Source organism: Streptococcus sp. 27098_8_82 (genome assembly GCF_041431615.1).
Classification (GTDB): Bacteria; Bacillota; Bacilli; order Lactobacillales; family Streptococcaceae; genus Streptococcus; species Streptococcus sanguinis_K.
The window spans coordinates 322,108-338,917 of sequence record NZ_JAPVYB010000002.1 but is presented as its reverse complement, the minus strand read 5'-3'; the positions used below and the strand labels follow the sequence as shown (position 1 = coordinate 338,917).

General features: G+C 49.3%; 20 protein-coding genes. All 20 read left to right on the top strand.

Annotated elements, in window-relative coordinates; translation table 11 throughout:
* Positions 1–3: 3 nt before the first annotated feature.
* Entirely contained in the window at positions 4–729 is a 726-nt protein-coding gene (cobJ, locus tag O3627_RS05005; protein WP_002896461.1) for a precorrin-3B C(17)-methyltransferase, read from the top strand.
* On the top strand, positions 726–1,475 hold the full coding sequence (gene cobK / locus O3627_RS05000) for a precorrin-6A reductase (RefSeq protein ID WP_125357170.1): 750 nt from the start codon (positions 726–728) through the stop codon (positions 1,473–1,475). Before cobJ ends, cobK begins: the two co-directional genes overlap by 4 nt.
* Before the next feature lie 18 nt (positions 1,476–1,493).
* Positions 1,494–2,933, top strand: coding sequence for a uroporphyrinogen-III C-methyltransferase (gene cobA / locus O3627_RS04995; RefSeq protein WP_125382003.1), 1,440 nt, complete (start codon positions 1,494–1,496; stop codon positions 2,931–2,933).
* A 13-nt stretch (positions 2,934–2,946) separates the two neighbouring features.
* The gene (locus tag O3627_RS04990; RefSeq protein WP_125382001.1) at positions 2,947–3,714 is read left to right on the top strand and encodes a sirohydrochlorin cobaltochelatase; all 768 of its coding nucleotides are present in this window, start codon (positions 2,947–2,949) and stop codon (positions 3,712–3,714) included.
* A 9-nt stretch (positions 3,715–3,723) separates the two neighbouring features.
* Positions 3,724–4,425: a cobalt-factor II C(20)-methyltransferase gene (locus O3627_RS04985; protein WP_002919588.1), complete on the top strand. Its 702-nt coding sequence runs from the start codon at positions 3,724–3,726 to the stop codon at positions 4,423–4,425.
* A gap of 69 nt (positions 4,426–4,494) precedes the next feature.
* On the top strand, positions 4,495–5,229 hold the full coding sequence (locus O3627_RS04980; protein WP_002901131.1) for an energy-coupling factor ABC transporter permease: 735 nt from the start codon (positions 4,495–4,497) through the stop codon (positions 5,227–5,229).
* On the top strand, positions 5,226–5,531 hold the full coding sequence (locus tag O3627_RS04975; protein WP_002911813.1) for an energy-coupling factor ABC transporter substrate-binding protein: 306 nt from the start codon (positions 5,226–5,228) through the stop codon (positions 5,529–5,531). Before O3627_RS04980 ends, O3627_RS04975 begins: the two co-directional genes overlap by 4 nt.
* A gap of 117 nt (positions 5,532–5,648) precedes the next feature.
* A complete protein-coding gene (locus tag O3627_RS04970; RefSeq protein WP_125381998.1) occupies positions 5,649–6,323 on the top strand; it encodes a CbiQ family ECF transporter T component in 675 nt (224 codons plus the stop codon).
* A 62-nt stretch (positions 6,324–6,385) separates the two neighbouring features.
* A complete protein-coding gene (locus O3627_RS04965) occupies positions 6,386–7,201 on the top strand; it encodes an energy-coupling factor ABC transporter ATP-binding protein (protein WP_125381997.1) in 816 nt (271 codons plus the stop codon).
* The gene (locus O3627_RS04960) at positions 7,186–8,685 is read left to right on the top strand and encodes a cobyric acid synthase (RefSeq protein ID WP_125381995.1); all 1,500 of its coding nucleotides are present in this window, start codon (positions 7,186–7,188) and stop codon (positions 8,683–8,685) included. Before O3627_RS04965 ends, O3627_RS04960 begins: the two co-directional genes overlap by 16 nt.
* The gene (locus O3627_RS04955) at positions 8,682–9,257 is read left to right on the top strand and encodes a cob(I)yrinic acid a,c-diamide adenosyltransferase (RefSeq protein ID WP_125381994.1); all 576 of its coding nucleotides are present in this window, start codon (positions 8,682–8,684) and stop codon (positions 9,255–9,257) included. The genes O3627_RS04960 and O3627_RS04955 overlap by 4 nt, the downstream gene beginning before the upstream one ends.
* 11 nt (positions 9,258–9,268) lie before the next feature.
* Entirely contained in the window at positions 9,269–9,700 is a 432-nt protein-coding gene (locus O3627_RS04950; RefSeq protein WP_002903866.1) for a bifunctional precorrin-2 dehydrogenase/sirohydrochlorin ferrochelatase, read from the top strand.
* Between the two features lie 15 nt (positions 9,701–9,715).
* Complete coding sequence (gene hemA, locus O3627_RS04945) at positions 9,716–10,969, top strand: glutamyl-tRNA reductase (protein WP_125381992.1); 1,254 nt, start codon at positions 9,716–9,718, stop codon at positions 10,967–10,969.
* Positions 10,956–11,876, top strand: a complete 921-nt coding sequence (hemC, locus tag O3627_RS04940; RefSeq protein ID WP_125381991.1) for a hydroxymethylbilane synthase — start codon at positions 10,956–10,958, stop codon at positions 11,874–11,876. Before hemA ends, hemC begins: the two co-directional genes overlap by 14 nt.
* Positions 11,861–12,586: a uroporphyrinogen-III synthase gene (locus O3627_RS04935; protein ID WP_125381989.1), complete on the top strand. Its 726-nt coding sequence runs from the start codon at positions 11,861–11,863 to the stop codon at positions 12,584–12,586. Before hemC ends, O3627_RS04935 begins: the two co-directional genes overlap by 16 nt.
* A complete protein-coding gene (hemB, locus tag O3627_RS04930) occupies positions 12,573–13,544 on the top strand; it encodes a porphobilinogen synthase (RefSeq protein ID WP_125381988.1) in 972 nt (323 codons plus the stop codon). The genes O3627_RS04935 and hemB overlap by 14 nt, the downstream gene beginning before the upstream one ends.
* A gap of 43 nt (positions 13,545–13,587) precedes the next feature.
* Positions 13,588–14,886 (top strand): glutamate-1-semialdehyde 2,1-aminomutase, encoded by a 1,299-nt coding sequence (hemL, locus tag O3627_RS04925; protein WP_371621301.1) that lies wholly within the window; start codon positions 13,588–13,590, stop codon positions 14,884–14,886.
* The gene (gene cobU / locus O3627_RS04920; protein WP_125381984.1) at positions 14,879–15,463 is read left to right on the top strand and encodes a bifunctional adenosylcobinamide kinase/adenosylcobinamide-phosphate guanylyltransferase; all 585 of its coding nucleotides are present in this window, start codon (positions 14,879–14,881) and stop codon (positions 15,461–15,463) included. The genes hemL and cobU overlap by 8 nt, the downstream gene beginning before the upstream one ends.
* A complete protein-coding gene (cobS, locus tag O3627_RS04915) occupies positions 15,460–16,188 on the top strand; it encodes an adenosylcobinamide-GDP ribazoletransferase (protein ID WP_125381983.1) in 729 nt (242 codons plus the stop codon). The genes cobU and cobS overlap by 4 nt, the downstream gene beginning before the upstream one ends.
* A complete protein-coding gene (locus tag O3627_RS04910) occupies positions 16,185–16,757 on the top strand; it encodes a histidine phosphatase family protein (RefSeq protein ID WP_125381981.1) in 573 nt (190 codons plus the stop codon). Before cobS ends, O3627_RS04910 begins: the two co-directional genes overlap by 4 nt.
* Positions 16,758–16,810 lie beyond the last annotated feature (53 nt).

Genomic DNA, 16,810 nt, shown 5'->3' with positions numbered 1-16,810 from the left:
TATATGTTATACGTTATCGGATTAGGCCCAGGTAAAGAAGAATTGATGTCACAAGAAGCATTGGCTGCTATAGCCGATTGTGAAATTATCGTCGGCTACTCAACTTATATGCGATTGATTCTTGATTTGGTCAAGGACAAAGAGCTCGTAGCGAATGGTATGCGCCAGGAAATCGACCGTTGTCAAAAGGCCATTGATTTGGCTAGAGAGACTGGCAAAAATGTCGGAGTTGTTTCCAGTGGAGATGCCGGAGTCTATGGAATGGCAGGCTTGATTTTAGAATTGCTGGGAGATGCCAGTGATGTAGAAGTTAAGGTGGTTCCAGGTATCACCGCTAGTCTGGGTGCTGCTGCAGTTATGGGAGCTCCCCTCATGAACGACTTCTGTCACATCAGTTTGAGTGACTTGATGACGCCTTGGGAAATGATTGAGAAGCGTCTGCATGCCGCAGCTCAAGGGGACTTTGTAGTCTGCCTCTACAACCCTAGGAGTAAGGGACGTCCAGACCATCTTACAAAAGCACTTTCTATCATGTCTGAGTACAAGTCAGAGGATACCATTGTCGGTATCGGTAAGGACATTGGCCGTAAGGATGAGGAAATCATCTTGACGACTATCAAAGACTTGGATGAGACTTTGGTAGATATGACGACAATCGTTATCGTTGGTAACAAAGAAACTTATGTTAAAAACGGACGCATGATCACACCTCGAGGATATACTTTATGATGAAATTACTGCTGGGAGGGACATCCGACAGCACCGCTATTTTAGAAGTGCTTGACCGCTTGAAAATTGATGTGACCAGCTCTGTTGTCACAGACTACGGCCGGCACTTGGCTTCCAAATACGGCCAGCCAGTCATTCAGGGCCGGCTGACAGCTGAGGACATGGTTTCCTTTATCAAAGAGAATGATGTGGATGAAATCATTGATGCGACCCATCCTTTTGCGGACATTGTGTCCAAGGAAGCCATTCGGGCGGCAGAGATGGCCGGTGTATCTTACCTGCGCTTTGAGCGTCAGGCGACCTTGGATTTGAGCGGGGCTATTGTGGTGCATTCGACCCAAGAAGCAATTGATGAGATTGCCAAGCGCGGCTACAAGACAGTCTATCTGGGAACGGGCAGCAAAACCTTGCCGCTCTTTGTCAAGGGTCTGCCAGAGCAGCGGATTGTCGTTCGCGTTCTGCCAACTTCAGAAGTGCTTCTGGCTTGTGAGCAGCTGGGACTGGTAGCGGATCAGATTGATGCGATTAAGGCTCCATTTTCCAAAGAGTGTAATAAAGAACTCTTGCTGCGTTCCGGAGCAGATGTCTTTGTTTCCAAGGAGAGCGGTACGGTCGGTGGTATTCGTGAAAAGATTGATGGCTGTCAAGAGCTGGGGATGGACTGCATTATCATCTCTCGGCCAATTGTGGCCTATCCACATATGGTTTCTAGCTTAGAAGAGTTAGAGGCTTATCTGACAAAATAGCTAATAAAAGGAGAAAAAATGTCCGGTTTAGTAACATTACTGGGAGCAGGTCCAGGCGATGCGGAGTTGTTGACCCTCAAAGGCAAGAGACGGCTTCAAGAAGCAGATGTCTTGGTCTTTGACCGTTTAGTCAATCAAGAGCTCTTTCAGCATCTAAGGTCTGACTGTGAAAAGATAGATGTCGGTAAAAAGCCAGGACAGCCCTGCATCCGACAGGAAGAGATTGAAAAGATTCTCATCGAAAAAGCCCGTCAGGGCAAGCGGGTAGTCCGCCTCAAGAGCGGTGATCCCTATATCTTTGGCCGAGGCGGAGAAGAAGGAGTCAAGCTGGTGGAAGCTGGTGTGGACTTTGAGGTGGTGCCAGGTATCACCTCTGCTGTGGCTGGTCTGACCTATGCAGGGATTCCTATGACTTATCGGGATGTAGCGACTAGCTTCCATGTCTTTACAGCCCATCTCAAGGATGAGACAGAAATGCTCAATTGGGAAGCAATTTCTGAGCTCAAAGGAACCTTGGTCTTTCTCATGGGCATGAAAAATCTGCCTTCCATCGTCCAAGAGCTGACGGCTAGAGGCTATGACAAGGACAAGCTAGCCGCCATCGTTGAATGGGGAACCCATCCTCAACAGCGCTCGGTGAACGGAACCTTGGGCAACATCGTAGAACTAGCAGAAGCTGCGGACTTTAAAGCACCTAGTGTCATCGTGGTAGGTGATGTCGTAGCCTATAGACAGCAGCTAAATTTCCATGAGAATCTGCCGCTTTTCGGCCGTAAAATCTTCATCCAGCAATCAGAGACTGGCAGACTTCCTCGCCTGCTCAGGGATGCTGGAGCTGCGCTGACCACTTTCCCTGCTCGAGATTTGGTTGAAGAGTTAGACTTGCAGCTGCCGGACTTGGAGCAAGTAGACGGTCTCCTCTTTGCAGACATGCAGAGCTGGCCGCTCTTCTTGAAAGCCCTCCGCAAGGCAGGCAGAGACTTGCGCAGTCTGCCGCACATCCGCTTTGCGGCTATTGGTCATCATACGGCTAAGTCTATCGAAGCGAGCGGCATTGTGCTGGATCGGATGACGCCTCAGCAGTCGGATGCGGATTTTGCAGCTGCTCTTGAAAAAGAAGGCGGCAACTGGTATATTCTGACAGCTGAGCATAAGAAAGCCAGTCTGGCAGAACTCTATTCCCTGCCGATTATTGCTAGCCATAGGCTGGCCTTTGACAGTCAGATTAACAGTGCCAATTGGTCAGAGATTGAAGTAGTCTGTCTTCCGAACTCAGCTGCGGCCATGAACTTTGTAGCAGCTAGTCAGGAAGCTGGATTTGACTGGGCAGATGTCCCTATCGTTGTCATGGGTGCCAGCACACGGGCTGTTTTAGAGGAAGCAGGCTTTAGCAAGATTGTTGAGACAGATGAAGCGACCATCGCTTCCATCATCGATAAATGCCGGGAAATTCTCTGAAAGGATGCAGGTCATGAGTAAAGCTATAGTAGTAGTCAGTTTCGGAACGACCTATCCCGAGACCAGACGCAAAACAATCGAGGCTTGTGAGCAGGCTATTCAGGAACATTTTCCAGACTATCCAGTCCACCGAGCTTTTACCTCAAATGTCGTTAGACGGCGGATTAAGAAGCAGGAAGGGCTAGATATTCCTACGGTCAAAGAGGTTTTGGAGCAGCTCTTGGAAGTGGGCACTGAAGAGGTCTATATCCAGCCTCTCCATGTCATTTTGGGCAGCGAGTATGAAAAGATTCTAGCTCAAGCCAAAGAGTTTGAATCAGCTTTTAAAAAGCTGGTCGTTGCCAAGCCTCTGCTCAACAGTCAGGAAGACTATGAGGCCGTCAAGGATATTCTGCTGGAACGGTATGGCCATGAGGGTCAGGGTGCAGCAACAGTTTTGATGGGCCATGGCAGTCAGCATTATGCCTTTACAGCTTATGCGGCCTTGGATCATATGATGAAGGGAAGCTCAGTCTATATAGGCTGCGTAGAAAGCTATCCTCCAGTTGAGCTGATTGAGCAGGAACTGAAGAAAGAGGGTGTCCGAGAAGTTCACCTGGCACCTTTCATGCTGGTAGCGGGCGACCATGCGACCAATGATATGAGCTCAGATGAGGAAGGTTCTTGGTATCACTTCTTCAAGGAGCGGGGATATGAGGTTAAGGCCCATCTAGTCGGTCTGGGCGAATACCCTGAGGTTCAGCAGCTCTATATCCAGCATTTAGAAGAAATTATCGAATAGGAGGAAGGAATGGCAAAATTTTACGGAATTGGTGTAGGACCGGGTGATAGCGAGCTAGTGACTATCAAGGCCAGTCGGCTTTTGGAAGACTTAGATATTCTCTATACACCAGAGGCTAAGAAGGGGAGCAAGAGCTTTGCATTAGGCATTGCAGAACCCTACCTAAAAGAGCATCTGGAAATCAAGCAGCGGCATTTCCCTATGGTCCGTTCCAATTCGACCAAAGAAGTCCAGTGGCAGGCCATCTCTGCTGAAATCGCAGAGGATGTGAGGTCTGGCAAGAATGTCGGCTTTATCACACTGGGTGACCCCATGGTCTACAGCACTTACAGCTATCTGCTGGCCCTGTTGGAGAAGGAAATCGACTGTCAAACCATCCCTGGTATCACCTCTTTCTGCAGCATGGCTTCCGAGCTAGGTCAGCCCCTGACCATGGATGAGGAGTCTCTGGCGGTCATGCCGGCTACGGCTTCTGCTGAGAAGATTGAGGCGGCGCTTGAGCTGCATGACTCGATTGTGATCATGAAGGTGGCCAATCACCTAGATACTGTCCTGCCCCTGCTCGAAAAGCTCGGTCTCTTGCAGCAGACTTTTATGGTTAGCAATTCTTCAACGGACAAGCAGCAGACTCTGCTGGGCCTTGAAGGAATCACACCAGAAACCAAGCTGCCTTATTTTACTACCTTCCTCGTGAAAAAGAAGATTTTTTAATATCAGAGCCCATGTTCATGGATAGACATTCATCTTTTTGAGCTTAGGTTCTTAGTAAAGGAAAAAAACATGAAACTATTGAAAAATAAAAAAGTAACTTTTGTGGCCTTGCTGGCTATTTTGGCGGTATTGAGTACCCAGTCTGTGTCAGCTATGCATATCATGGAAGGCTATCTTCCGCTCTTTTGGTGTATCTTCTGGTTCGCCGTATTCCTGCCTTTCTTTGTAGTAGGCTTGATGCGCATCAAGAAAATCGTTGCAGAGGATCCAAACTCCAAGACCATGCTGGCCTTGTCCGGTGCCTTTATCTTTATCCTGTCTTCTTTGAAGATTCCGTCTGTTACAGGATCTAGCTCGCATCCGACTGGGGTTGGTCTGGGGACAGCTATGTTTGGTCCGTCCGTTATCAGCGTTTTGGGAACCATCTGTTTGCTCTTCCAAGCCCTCCTCTTGGCTCACGGCGGCTTGACTACTCTGGGTGCCAATGCATTCTCAATGGCAGTGGTTGGTCCATTTGTTGGTTATTTCGTTTACAAGTTTGCTAAATCCATCAAGCTTTCTACACCGGTTTCAATCTTTATCTGTGCTGTGATTGCGGACTTGGCGACTTATGCGACAACTTCTATCCAGCTCGGTTTGGTCTTCCCTGATGCTAACAGTGGCTTTGTTGGTTCTGCACTGAAATTCATGGGTGTCTTCTTGACTACTCAAATCCCAATCGCTATCGTAGAAGGATTGCTGACAGTTGTCCTCTATAACTTAATCTCAGAAAATGTCAAAGAAAGAGCAGGTCTGTTCAAATGAAAAAATACAAGAATATCATCTTAATCTTGGCTGCAGTAGCAGTCACTCTAGCTGCCTTTATCTTTGCACCTAAGGGTGTGGAATACAGTGGAACAGATGACGCTGCTGAAAAAACCATTAGCTCTATCCAAAAGGACTATGAGCCTTGGTTTTCACCAATCTTTGAGCCAGCGGGTCCAGAAGTAGAAAGTCTGCTCTTCACCCTGCAAGGCAGTATCGGAGCGGGTATCATCTTCTATGTCATTGGCTACCACAAAGGGAAAAAGCAAGGCCAACAAAAGGAAGTTTCTGAACATAAATAAAAGCCTTCAACAGTAAGAGCGAGCTCTGGTTCTTGATAGCGATTAAGCCTGTCTGGGACTGGAGTTGCTCTGTGCTGGGAGGTATTGCAAAACATAGCTAGAAAGGAGGGCTACCTCATGTTTGCGATTGATAAATACGCCTATCAAAACCGGTTGAAAAATCTGCCGGTTGCTTATAAATTTGTCATCTATGTACTCTTGTTAGCTGTCAGTTTTTCTGGTGTCAGGAGTCTGCAGCTAGGACTCATCGTCTTAGTGGCGCCCCTGACTTGCTATCTAGCTCGGCTTCCGTGGTTGCGCTATCTAAAGTGGTATCTGCACGCCAGTATTTTTATTCTGATTAGTCTCTTGACCTTTATCTTGACCTATCAGAATAATCAGGAACAGCTCTTGCTGGCCTTGCCTTTAGGTCAGGGTTATCTGGGCATCAGCCAATCCTATATCCAGCAGACCATTTTTATCCTTTTGCGCATCTACTCATCCTTGGTTTCGACTTATTTCTTTGTCCTGACGGTACCTTTTGCTCAGATGCTGCGGCTTTTTAAAGCCATGCACGTCCCGCGGGTACTGCTAGACTTGATTGTCCTCATGTATCGCTTCATTTTCCTGGTCTTCTATGAGTTTGTGACCATTCGGGATACCTTGGACTTGAAATTCTCCTTTTACAATAAAAGGAAGCAACACCAGGCTTGGGGTAGATTAGCCAATACTCTCTTTGTCAAACTGCTGGATGATAATCAGCATTTAAATGAGGTGCTGACGCTAAGATTTGATGCAGAGCACAGTGAATAATGAAAGCGCATTTACAAGAAGACTGCTTTTATACTATAATGGAAAGTAGATAGGAAACATAGATGTTACAAGTAAAGAATATTTCTTTTTCGTATGACGAAAATCCAACGCTGCACGATATTTCTATGGACTTTGAAGAAGGTCGGATTACCGGCATTCTGGGAGTTAATGGTTCAGGTAAGTCTACCATCATGAAAATCATCACCCGACTGCTCCAACCGCAGAAGGGCAGCATTTTATATGATGGTCAGCCTGTGGGCGACTCTAAGAAGGCTTTGTTCCAGTATCGGCAGCATGTCAATATGGTCTTTCAGAATCCAGAGCAGCAGCTCTTTTATACTATTGTGAAGGACGATATTGGCATGGCCTTGGAAAACTTAGGCTATGAAGAAGACGAGATTGCAAGCAGAGTAGCGGCAGCTTTAGAGATGATGGACATTTCTCATCTGCAGGACAGACCCTTGCAGTATCTAAGCTACGGCCAGAAAAAGCGGGTGGCTATTGCAGGTATGCTGGCCCTGCAGCCCAAGTATCTGCTGCTTGATGAGCCGACGGCAGGACTGGATCCCAAAGGACGGGACCAGATGGCAGCGACCATGAAAAAGCTGGTCCAGGCTGGGACCAACATCATCGTATCCAGCCATGACATGGATCTGATGTATGACTGCTGTGACTATGCCTATCTGCTGCAGAAGGGACATTTGATCGCGGAGGGCAGCAAGTATGATTTCTTCCAGCAGGGAGATCTGCTAGTAGAAGCAGGCTTGGCTGTGCCATGGATTGTTAAGCTTCATCAGACTATCCAGACGCCACTGGCAGAAAATGAAGCTGCTTTCTTTGAGCAGCTAGGAGGAAATGTAAAATGGTCAAATCATTGATGGTACAGGGGACTGCCTCAGATGCTGGGAAGAGCATTATAGCAGCTGGGCTCTGCCGGATTTTCAAGCAGGATGGCCTAGAAGTGGTGCCTTTTAAGTCGCAGAATATGGCGCTTAATTCCTTTATCACCAAAAAAGGAGATGAAATGGGCCGGGCTCAGGTCGTTCAGGCTGAGGCAGCTGGCAAAGAGCCGGATGTCCGCATGAACCCAGTCCTGCTCAAACCCACCTCTGACCGAAAGTCCCAGGTTGTTTTTTTAGGCCGGGTACTGCGGGATATGGATGCCGTCGAATACCATGAATACAAGCAGCAGCTCCTGCCTAAGATTAAGGAAGTCTATGAGGAGCTGGGTGCTGAGAATGATATCATCGTCATTGAGGGCGCTGGCAGTCCAGCTGAAATCAATCTCAATGACCGAGACATTGTCAATATGGGCATGGCCAAGCTAGTTGATGCGCCAGTGATTTTAGTGGCGGATATTGATAAGGGAGGCGTCTTTGCCTCTATCTACGGAACGATTGAGCTCATGCCGCCTGAGGACCGCAAGCGGATCAAGGGGGTTATTATCAATAAATTCCGTGGAGATGTGGCTCTGCTGCAGTCTGGCATTGACATGATTGAGGAGCTGACTCAGGTGCCGGTTATCGGAGTCGTGCCTTATGCTCAGCTGGATATTGACAGCGAAGACAGTGTGGCCCTGGTACAGAAAAGCCGACGCTTTGATAGCAGAAAGAGTCTGGATATCGCAGTTGTCAGCCTCAAGCGCCTGTCCAACTTTACGGATTTCCACAGTTTAGAAATCCAGCCGGATGTTTCTGTCCGCTATGTTCAGCCTGGTGATGCGATTGGTCGGCCGGATCTCTTGATTCTGCCGGGCAGTAAAAACACCATTGAAGACATGAACTATCTGAGAGAGTCTGGTCTTGAAGCCGAAATTCTCGAGTGTCTGGAGCAGGGCGTGCGAATCTTTGGAATCTGCGGTGGCTATCAGCTGCTGGGGCAGAAGATTAGCGACCCGCTGCACCTAGAGTCTGACTTAGAAGAGATTAGCGGTCTAGGGATTTTAGAGACAGAGACGGTGCTTCAGCCGGTCAAACGGACGACTCAGGTCAGAGCCCTGCATGAGGGGCAAGAGCTAGAGGGCTACGAGATTCACATGGGGGAAACCCAGCTGGCGGATAGTCTGGAGCCATTCTCCATCATCAAGGAGCAAAATGGTGAGGCAACCGAGCGTCTGGATGGAGCTGTGGCTTATGGCGGGCAGGTGCAAGGAACCTACCTTCATGGGGTCTTTGACAATCTAGAATGGACTCGTCAGTACCTGAATGAACTTCGTCTGGCTAAGGGCTTAGAGCCGCTAGAGGACCAGCTTGTCAGTATCAAAGACTTTAAAGATAGAGAGTATGATAAGTTGGCAGACGTCCTGCGCCAGTCTTTGGATATGGAGCAGATTTATCAAATCATCAACAGAGAAGAAAAATGAGAATTTATACGAAATACGGAGACAAGGGATTTACACGGCTCTACGGTGGGGACCGAGTATCCAAGACCCATATTCGGGTCGAAGCTTATGGGACAATGGATGAGCTATGCTCGCATTTAGGCTATGTTGTATCTGAGATGCGTGAATATCCTATTTTGGATGATCTGCGTCTGGAATGCGAGGAAATCCAACAGCATCTCTTTGACTGCGGCAGCGACTTGGCTACACCGAGGGAATTGCGTCCCTACAAGCAAGAGCCAGCCAATGTCAGCTGGCTGGAGGAGCGGATGGATGAGTATATGCATATTCCTCCGAAAATCGACCGCTTTATCATTCCGGGCGGCCATCGGATTGCGAGTCTTCTGCATGTGGCTCGCACTATGACCAGACGCTTGGAGCGCCGTATGGTAGCTGTTATAGAGGCAGAAGAAGCGGTCAATGAGATAGGATTGATTTATATCAACCGCCTGTCGGATTACTTTTTTGTGCTGGCTCGATTGGTCAATGACCGTCTAGAGGAGCCAGATACAATCTACAAACGCAGCGCGAAAATCTTTCGGGAAAAGAAATAGGAGAAGCCAGCATGTATCCAGTCATGATTAATATCAGAGAGAAGAAAGTCGTGGTAGTGGGAGGCGGCAAGGTCGCAGCGCGGAAGATTAAAACCCTGCTGGCTGAGCAAGCTGCTGTGACGGTGGTCAGTCCGACTCTGCATGCTGATATTCCACAGGCGGAGGTCCAATGGCTAGCTAGACCCTACCAGACAGGTGATTTGGAAGGCGCGAAACTGGTCTTTGCCTGTACAGATCAGGCGGAGGTCAACCGCCAGATTATGGAGGATGCGGCACCCAGTCAGCTGGTAAACAATACGGGCGACAAGACCTTTTCTGACTTCTACAATGTAGCCATTGCGAGAAAGAAGGACGTGTCTGTCATGATCTCGACCAACGGTCTTTCGCCCAGCCGTTCCAAGGAGATTCGCAAGAAGATAGAAGCAATTTTAGACCAACTTTAAAAGAAGGAAAGAAGCATGCACCTATTATATGTGGGTTTGACCCATCGGGAAACGCCGCTGACAATTTTGGAAAAAGCGCATTTTTCAGATCAGGAGGGGCTGAAAGCTCTGAAGCTCCTGAAAAGAGAAAAAAGTATCTTGGAAAATATCATCCTGTCGACCTGTAATCGGACTGAGCTCTATCTGGTGGTGGACCAGTTGCATACTGGCCGCTACTATTCCAAGCATTTTTTGGCGGACTGGTTTCAGATTCCTGTCAAGGAGCTTGAAGAGTATTTAGTCTTTCGTGAAGGGGATGAGGCCTTGCGGCATCTGCTGCGGGTCTCCATCGGATTGGAATCCAAGATTGTCGGTGAAAGTCAGGTCTTGGGCCAGCTCAAGCAGGCTTTCCTGACAGCGCAAGATGCTGGTACGACTGGTATTGTCCTCAATCAGGCTTTCAAGCAGGCGCTGACCTTTGCTAAGTGCATGCATGATACTTATCGGATCAATGACCGGCCTATTTCTATCGGCCTGACGGCTATCCAAGAATTGGACCGACTGGGGCTGGATTACAGCACTAAAAAGGTAGCTGTTATCGGTTTGGGAGAGATTGGTCAGCTGGTGACTAAGTATGCACTCCAGCGTCCATTCGAATCAGTCATGCTGCTCAATCGGACGGTCAGCAAGGCCCAGCCTTTTCTGACAGAAGGCAGAGTGTCTGCCCATGGCTGGGATGAATTGGAAGCAGTACTGGCGGATGCGGATGTGGTCTTTTCAGCGGTTAAAACGGAAGAATACATTATCTTTCCCTCTATGCTTAAGGAGGGTGCAATTGTATTTGACCTTTGTCTGCCTCGTTCCTGCCATCCGAGCTCATCTCTGAAGCTCTATAATATCGAAAATCTGACCAATCAACTGGAGCAATATAAGGCAGAGCGGCAGGAGATTGCCGGTCGGATTGCTTTGGAGATTGATGAGGAGCTGGTCAAGTTTGCTGACTGGCGTCAGCAGCTGGGCATTATTCCTCTGATTCAGGAAATCAGGGATAAGGCTTTGGAAGCTCAAGCTTCAGCCATGGAAAGTCTTAATCGAAAGATTCCGGATTTGACCGAGCGGGAGCAAAAGCAGATTTCCAAGCACATGAAGAGTATTATCAACCAAGTCTTGAAGGAGCCAATCTTGCAGCTCAAAGAACTGTCAGTCGGAGAGCATTCAGACTATGACATTGCCTTGATTGCCAAGATATTTGGCTTGCACAGAGAAAGGGGAAAAGATGAAGGTCATTAAGGTAGGAACCCGCAAGAGTAAGTTGGCCATGACCCAGACCCAACAGTTAGTGGACCAGCTCAAGGAGCTCCATCCAGAGCGGGACTTTGTCCTCGTTCCCTATACCACAAAAGGAGATCGCCTGACCCACGTCAGCCTCCAGGAAATTGGCGGCAAGGGAGTTTTTGTCAAGGAAATTGACCGAGCCCTCTTGGCTGGTGAGATTGATATGGCAGTCCATAGTCTCAAGGACATGCCGGCTAAGCTAGCTGAGGGCTGTGCACTCGGTGCGATTAGTCAGCGAGAAGATGTTCGAGATTGCTTGATTTTCCGTCAAGCTGGCCAGACGCTGGCTAATCTTCCTGAGGGCGCTCTTATAGGAACCAGCAGCATTCGCCGACAGGTTCAGCTGCAGGCTCAGAGACCGGATTTGGCTTTTAAACCACTTCGAGGCAACATTGATACACGCATCAAGAAGCTGGAAGAAGGCGAGTACGACGCGATTGTCTTGGCTATGGCCGGACTTAAACGCTTGGGCTGGCTGGACCAAAGCCGTCTTCACATTCAGCCGTTAGAGACCAGTCTTTGTCTGCCAGCTATTTCTCAGGGCGCTTTGGCAGTGGAATGCCGGGAAGAGGATGAGGAACTGCGGCAACTGTTGGCAACTGTTCAGGATGAGAAGACAGCTGCTGAAGTGGCAGTTGAACGGGCAGTTTTGGCTCAGATGAATGCAGACTGCACCTTCCCTATCGCTGCTTTTGCCCAGAAAAAAGGTCAGGACTATCAGCTAGAGGCCATGCTGGCCAAGGAGGACGGCCAATGTGTCTTTGTCAGCCTTCAAGGGCAAGATGGTCAGGAATTGGCAGAGCAGGCTGTGCGCCAGTTAGCCGATAAGGGAGCAGTAGGAATGCCATGGTTAAAAAAATAATCTTTACCCGAGAGCAGGCGCCAGACTCTGCCTGGCTAGAAAAGATCAGACAGGCTGGATTTGAGACACATCATGTCCCTCTCATCCGCTGCCAGTCTCTGCCCTTGCCAGAAGCTGTCCAAGCAGTTCTTCCAGAAGCCGACTGGGTCTTTTTTACCAGTGCTGTCGCAGTAGAGGCTTTCAGTCCCTATCTGAAAGCGGACTACCAGATTGCGACCATTGGGCCGCAGACCAGTCAGGCGCTGGACAAGCTAGGCCGAGCCTGTGATTTTCAGGCCAGCAGCCACTATGGTCTTGACTTTATTCAAGAGTGGCTGGATTTGGCTCTGCCGACGCAGAAGATCTTGCTGCCCCAGAGTAGCTTGTCCAATCCCAGTTTGGCTGAGAAATTAAAAGAAGCAGGTCATGATGTCTGGGCTTGGCCTATGTACGAAACGACCTCAAACCCTGTTGGTCAGGCTCAGCTCGAGACCTATCTGTCCCAGGAGGATGTGATTTGGACCTTTGCCAGTCCATCGGCTTGGCAGAGTTTTTGTGCTATTAAGCCCTATCTAGCATCCAGCCATCAGATTGCAGTGATTGGTCAGACAACGGCTCAGGCGGTTAAGGAGTCTGGCTATGGGGTAGACTACCAGCCCCAGAGTCCTTCTGTTGAGGAAATGGTCAAGGAAATAATCAAGAAAGAAGAGAAGAAGCATGGAATTTTATAGACATCGCAGACTGAGGAGAAGCAGCGGTCTGCGGCAGCTGGTTCGAGAAACCAAGCTGTCTGTGGATGATTTTATCCAACCCTTGTTTGTCAAGGAAGGCTTGACTGAAAAGGAAGAAGTAGCCTCCATGCCGGGAGTTTATCAGTTCTCCCTCGAGGATTTGCTGCCAGAAGTTCAGGAATGTGTGGACTTGGGCATTCGGGCTTTTATCGTCTTTGGCATTCCGTCAGAAAAGGACGAAATAGGCAGTCAGGCTTCAGCTGAAAATGGCATTGTGCAGGAAGCTATCTGTCTGATCAAGAAGCATTTCCGTGAGACAGTCGTCATTGCAGACACCTGTCTCTGTGAGTTTACCAGTCACGGCCATTGCGGTATTTTGCGAGGGGAGGAAGTGGACAATGATCTGTCTCTGACTAGACTGACAGAAGTTGCTGTCAGCCAAGCCAGGGCTGGAGCAGATGTCATTGCGCCTTCCAATGCCATGGACGGTTTTGTGGCGGCTATTCGTCAGGGGCTTGATGCGGCTGGCTTTGAAGACATTCCCATCATGTCCTATGCCATTAAGTTTGCCTCTAGCTTTTATGGACCTTTCCGAGATGCTGGTGAGAGTGCTCCGGCCTTTGGTGACCGCAAGACCTATCAGATGGATCCGGCCAATCGCTTGGAGGCTTTGAGAGAAGCCAAGAGCGATGAGGAGCAGGGAGCAGACTTTCTCATGGTTAAGCCAGCTCTAGCCTTTCTGGATATCCTCAGAGAGCTGCGCCAGGAAACCCGGCTGCCTCTGGTGACCTATAATGTCAGCGGAGAATACGCCATGGTCAAGGCAGCCGCTCAGCATGGCTGGATCAATGAAAAAGCCATTGTCATGGAAACCTTGACCAGTATGAAGCGGGCTGGGGCAGACTTGATTATCACTTATTTTGCCAAGGATGCGGCTGGCTATCTGAAAGAAGGATAGAGACTGCGGAAAATCAGCAGTTTTCTAGATAAGGAGGACGAACTTGAAGAGAGAACATTCCAACCAATATTTCACAGAGGCTCAAAAGCTCTTTCCAGGCGGGGTTAATAGTCCTGTCCGGGCTTTTAAGGCTGTGGGTGGTCATCCGCTTTTTATCGAAAAAGCCAGCGGAGCCTATCTGCATGATGTCGATGGCAACCGCTATATTGACTACGTCCTGTCTTGGGGACCCATGATTTTGGGGCATGCTCCTAAGGATGTGTTGCCGGCAGTTGAGGAAGCTATTTGGGAGGGGACCAGTTTTGGTGCTCCGAGTCCCAGAGAGATTGCCATCGGCCAGCTGGTGCAGGAGCGTCTGCCTTTCATGGAAAGGATGCGGATGGTCAATTCGGGAACGGAAGCGACCATGAGCGCCATTCGGGTAGCGCGTGGGGTGACCAAGCGCTCTAAAATTGTCAAATTTATCGGCTGCTATCATGGCCACAGCGATTCCTTTTTGGTTCAGGCTGGTTCAGGCTTGGCCAGCTTTGGGATTGCTGATTCTGCCGGAGTCATTGCTCAGGCAGCTGGGGAAACTCTGGCCTTGCCTTACAATGATACAGATGCTCTCAAGGCTTGCTTTGAAAAGTACGGAGACGACATTGCCTGTGTCATTTTAGAAGCAGTTGCTGGCAATATGGGCTTGATACCCGCGGATGCGGACTTTATCAGTACTATTCGCTCCCTCACTCAGGAATACGGCTCTCTCTTTATCGTGGATGAGGTCATGAGTGGTTTCCGAGCTCATTATCAGGGGGCAGTTGGCCTCTATCAGACAGAGCCAGACCTTGTCTGCTTGGGCAAGGTTATTGGTGGCGGCTTCCCAGTCGCAGCCTTTGGCGGCAAGGCCGTCTACATGGATCAGGTGGCGCCTCTGGGCAGCATCTATCAGGCCGGCACTTTGTCGGGCAATCCAGTCGCTATGACGGCCGGTTACGAAACGCTGAAACAGCTGACACCGGAGCTCTTTGCTGAAATTGAAGAGAAAACAAACCACCTCTGTGATGGCTTACGAAGTCTAGCCGATAAGTACAGTATTGATCTGCAAGTCGTATCAAAAGGTACCATGTTTGGCTTCTTCTTCAGTCAGAAGCCAGTCCGTAACTTTGAGGATTCTAAGGCGGCTGACCATGTACAGTTTGCACGATTGCACGGTCTCTTGCTGGAAGAGGGCATCTATCTGGCGCCATCTCAGTATGAAACCAACTTTATGTCCAGTGCCCATACTAGAGAGGATCTAGACCAGACTTTGGCAGCCTTTGAGCGGGCATTTCAAGCAATGAAAGAAGAAGCAAATGGCTAAGATTGTGTTAGTGACAGGCGGTGCCAGAAGCGGTAAGTCGGCATTTGCGGAGGAGCAGTTGGCGGATCGAGAGCGAGTTTGCTATATTGCGACTGGCCTACCCCGAGGAGAAGATCCAGAATGGCAGGAGCGGATTCGGCTGCACCAAGAGCGCCGGCCGGCTTCCTGGACGACTCAGGAGCAGTATGCAGGGCTGGCGGACTGGTTGCGAGAGCAGTCGCATCCAGTTTACCTGCTGGACTGTGCTACCCTTCTGACCAGCAACCGCCTCTTTGATTTGATTGGTCAGCATTTTCCAGACAAGCTGGAGCTGACCGAGGAGCACTTTCTCAGTCGTCAGGAGCAGTCTTTCCTGCTGCAGCTTTTGGAAGAAGAATGGCAAGAGCTCCTATCTACAATCCGTCAGACAGATGCTGAGTGCTGGATTGTAACGGACGAGGTTGGCCTGGGCATTGTCCCAGAGACCAGACTAGGGCGCTTCTTCCGTGATGTGCAGGGCAAAATCAACCAACTGATTGCAAAGGAGGCGAGTGAGGCTTATCTCGTTATCTGCGGCCTCGCTCAGCAGTTGAAATGATAAAGGCATTGATTATCTATACTCAATTTTTTAGCCGAATTGTGATTCCAAAGGCAGTGGATATTTCCTATCTGCGACGGGGACTTCCTTTTCTGACCCTCTTTGGTCTCTTGCTAGGACTGATTTCAGGAGGATTTTATTTCCTGATGAGTCTAGTTCTGCCTGGAATGGTCGCTTGGGTTCTGACCCTTGCTTTCGATGTTCTGTTAACGGGCGGTTTTCACTTAGATGCCTTAGCAGATACGGCAGACGGTCTCTTCTCCTCTCGTAAGAAAGAGCGGATGCTGGAAATTATGAAGGACAGCCGCATTGGCAGCAATGGCGTTCTGGCGCTCATTCTCTACTATGCTCTGATGCTGGTTCTCTACTCTTATCTGCCAGAGCCTCGCTGGTTTATCGTGGCCAGTCTGACCATGATTGGCAAGGCAGGTCTGAGCCTACAGCTCTACCGGATGAGCTATGCCAGAGAAGGCGGCGGCTCGGGGAATTTCTTCAGTGGCAGCAAGACGAGTCATATCCTGCTTGCCCAGCTTCTACCCTTGCTCCTGTCTCTGCTGGTTTTCAGCTGGAGAGGTCTCTTGGCTTATGGCTTAGTATTTTTGGGAGCAATCGGCTATCGCCGTTTCGTTTATAATAAAATTGACGGCCACACAGGCGATACGCTAGGGGCCTATGTCGAAATCGCCCAGCTCCTCTATCTCTTGGGATTGGTGGTGCTAGGATGAAAAGATGGTATCTAATGCGGCACGGTCAGACAGACTACAACCGCAGGCGCTGTTTCTATGGCAGCCATGATGTCTCTATCAACGGGCAAGGCCAAGCGGACGCCAAGCAGCTGGCCCTGCTGATGCAGGAGCATGCGGTTGATGTGATTTACACCAGCTGTCTCAAGCGGACACAGGAAACAGCCCAGCTGGCTTTTCCAGAAAGGAAAGTCCAGCCCATAGCCGACTTTGACGAGCGGGGCTTTGGGCAATGGGAAGGCTTGACAGCTGATGAGATTGAAGCGGCGTTTCCAGAAGTCTGGCAGGCTTGGCTGGAAGCCCCCTTTGAGGTCACGCCTCCTGAAGCAGAAGTTTTCTCAGACTTTCAGACCAGAGTCTGGACAGCAACAGACCGCCTGCTAGATACTACTGATGAGTCAATCGCTCTAGTGGCTCATTTGGGAGTCCTTCGATTGATTTACCAGCATTTGGTTGACCGAGCAGCTGTTTTTTGGAACATTGATGTCCCCCAAGGACGAGTGCTGCTCTTGGAAGAGCGGGACCAGACTTGGCAGGCGACCTTACTCTAAGGGCTTATTTTTTTAAACAAACAACATGATTTATCTTGGGAAAGAGGTGACCA

Excerpts from the sequence above, each read along its gene's own strand:
- cobJ (WP_002896461.1), top strand. The coding sequence starts at position 4 with ATGTTATACGTTATCGGATTAGGCCCAGGTAAAGAAGAATTGATGTCA.
- cobK (WP_125357170.1), top strand. The coding sequence starts at position 726 with ATGATGAAATTACTGCTGGGAGGGACATCCGACAGCACCGCTATTTTA.
- cobA (WP_125382003.1), top strand. The coding sequence starts at position 1,494 with ATGTCCGGTTTAGTAACATTACTGGGAGCAGGTCCAGGCGATGCGGAG.
- O3627_RS04990 (WP_125382001.1), top strand. The coding sequence starts at position 2,947 with ATGAGTAAAGCTATAGTAGTAGTCAGTTTCGGAACGACCTATCCCGAG.
- O3627_RS04985 (WP_002919588.1), top strand. The coding sequence starts at position 3,724 with ATGGCAAAATTTTACGGAATTGGTGTAGGACCGGGTGATAGCGAGCTA.
- O3627_RS04980 (WP_002901131.1), top strand. The coding sequence starts at position 4,495 with ATGAAACTATTGAAAAATAAAAAAGTAACTTTTGTGGCCTTGCTGGCT.
- O3627_RS04975 (WP_002911813.1), top strand. The coding sequence starts at position 5,226 with ATGAAAAAATACAAGAATATCATCTTAATCTTGGCTGCAGTAGCAGTC.
- O3627_RS04970 (WP_125381998.1), top strand. The coding sequence starts at position 5,649 with ATGTTTGCGATTGATAAATACGCCTATCAAAACCGGTTGAAAAATCTG.
- O3627_RS04965 (WP_125381997.1), top strand. The coding sequence starts at position 6,386 with ATGTTACAAGTAAAGAATATTTCTTTTTCGTATGACGAAAATCCAACG.
- O3627_RS04960 (WP_125381995.1), top strand. The coding sequence starts at position 7,186 with ATGGTCAAATCATTGATGGTACAGGGGACTGCCTCAGATGCTGGGAAG.
- O3627_RS04955 (WP_125381994.1), top strand. The coding sequence starts at position 8,682 with ATGAGAATTTATACGAAATACGGAGACAAGGGATTTACACGGCTCTAC.
- O3627_RS04950 (WP_002903866.1), top strand. The coding sequence starts at position 9,269 with ATGTATCCAGTCATGATTAATATCAGAGAGAAGAAAGTCGTGGTAGTG.
- hemA (WP_125381992.1), top strand. The coding sequence starts at position 9,716 with ATGCACCTATTATATGTGGGTTTGACCCATCGGGAAACGCCGCTGACA.
- hemC (WP_125381991.1), top strand. The coding sequence starts at position 10,956 with ATGAAGGTCATTAAGGTAGGAACCCGCAAGAGTAAGTTGGCCATGACC.
- O3627_RS04935 (WP_125381989.1), top strand. The coding sequence starts at position 11,861 with ATGGTTAAAAAAATAATCTTTACCCGAGAGCAGGCGCCAGACTCTGCC.
- hemB (WP_125381988.1), top strand. The coding sequence starts at position 12,573 with ATGGAATTTTATAGACATCGCAGACTGAGGAGAAGCAGCGGTCTGCGG.
- cobU (WP_125381984.1), top strand. The coding sequence starts at position 14,879 with ATGGCTAAGATTGTGTTAGTGACAGGCGGTGCCAGAAGCGGTAAGTCG.
- cobS (WP_125381983.1), top strand. The coding sequence starts at position 15,460 with ATGATAAAGGCATTGATTATCTATACTCAATTTTTTAGCCGAATTGTG.
- O3627_RS04910 (WP_125381981.1), top strand. The coding sequence starts at position 16,185 with ATGAAAAGATGGTATCTAATGCGGCACGGTCAGACAGACTACAACCGC.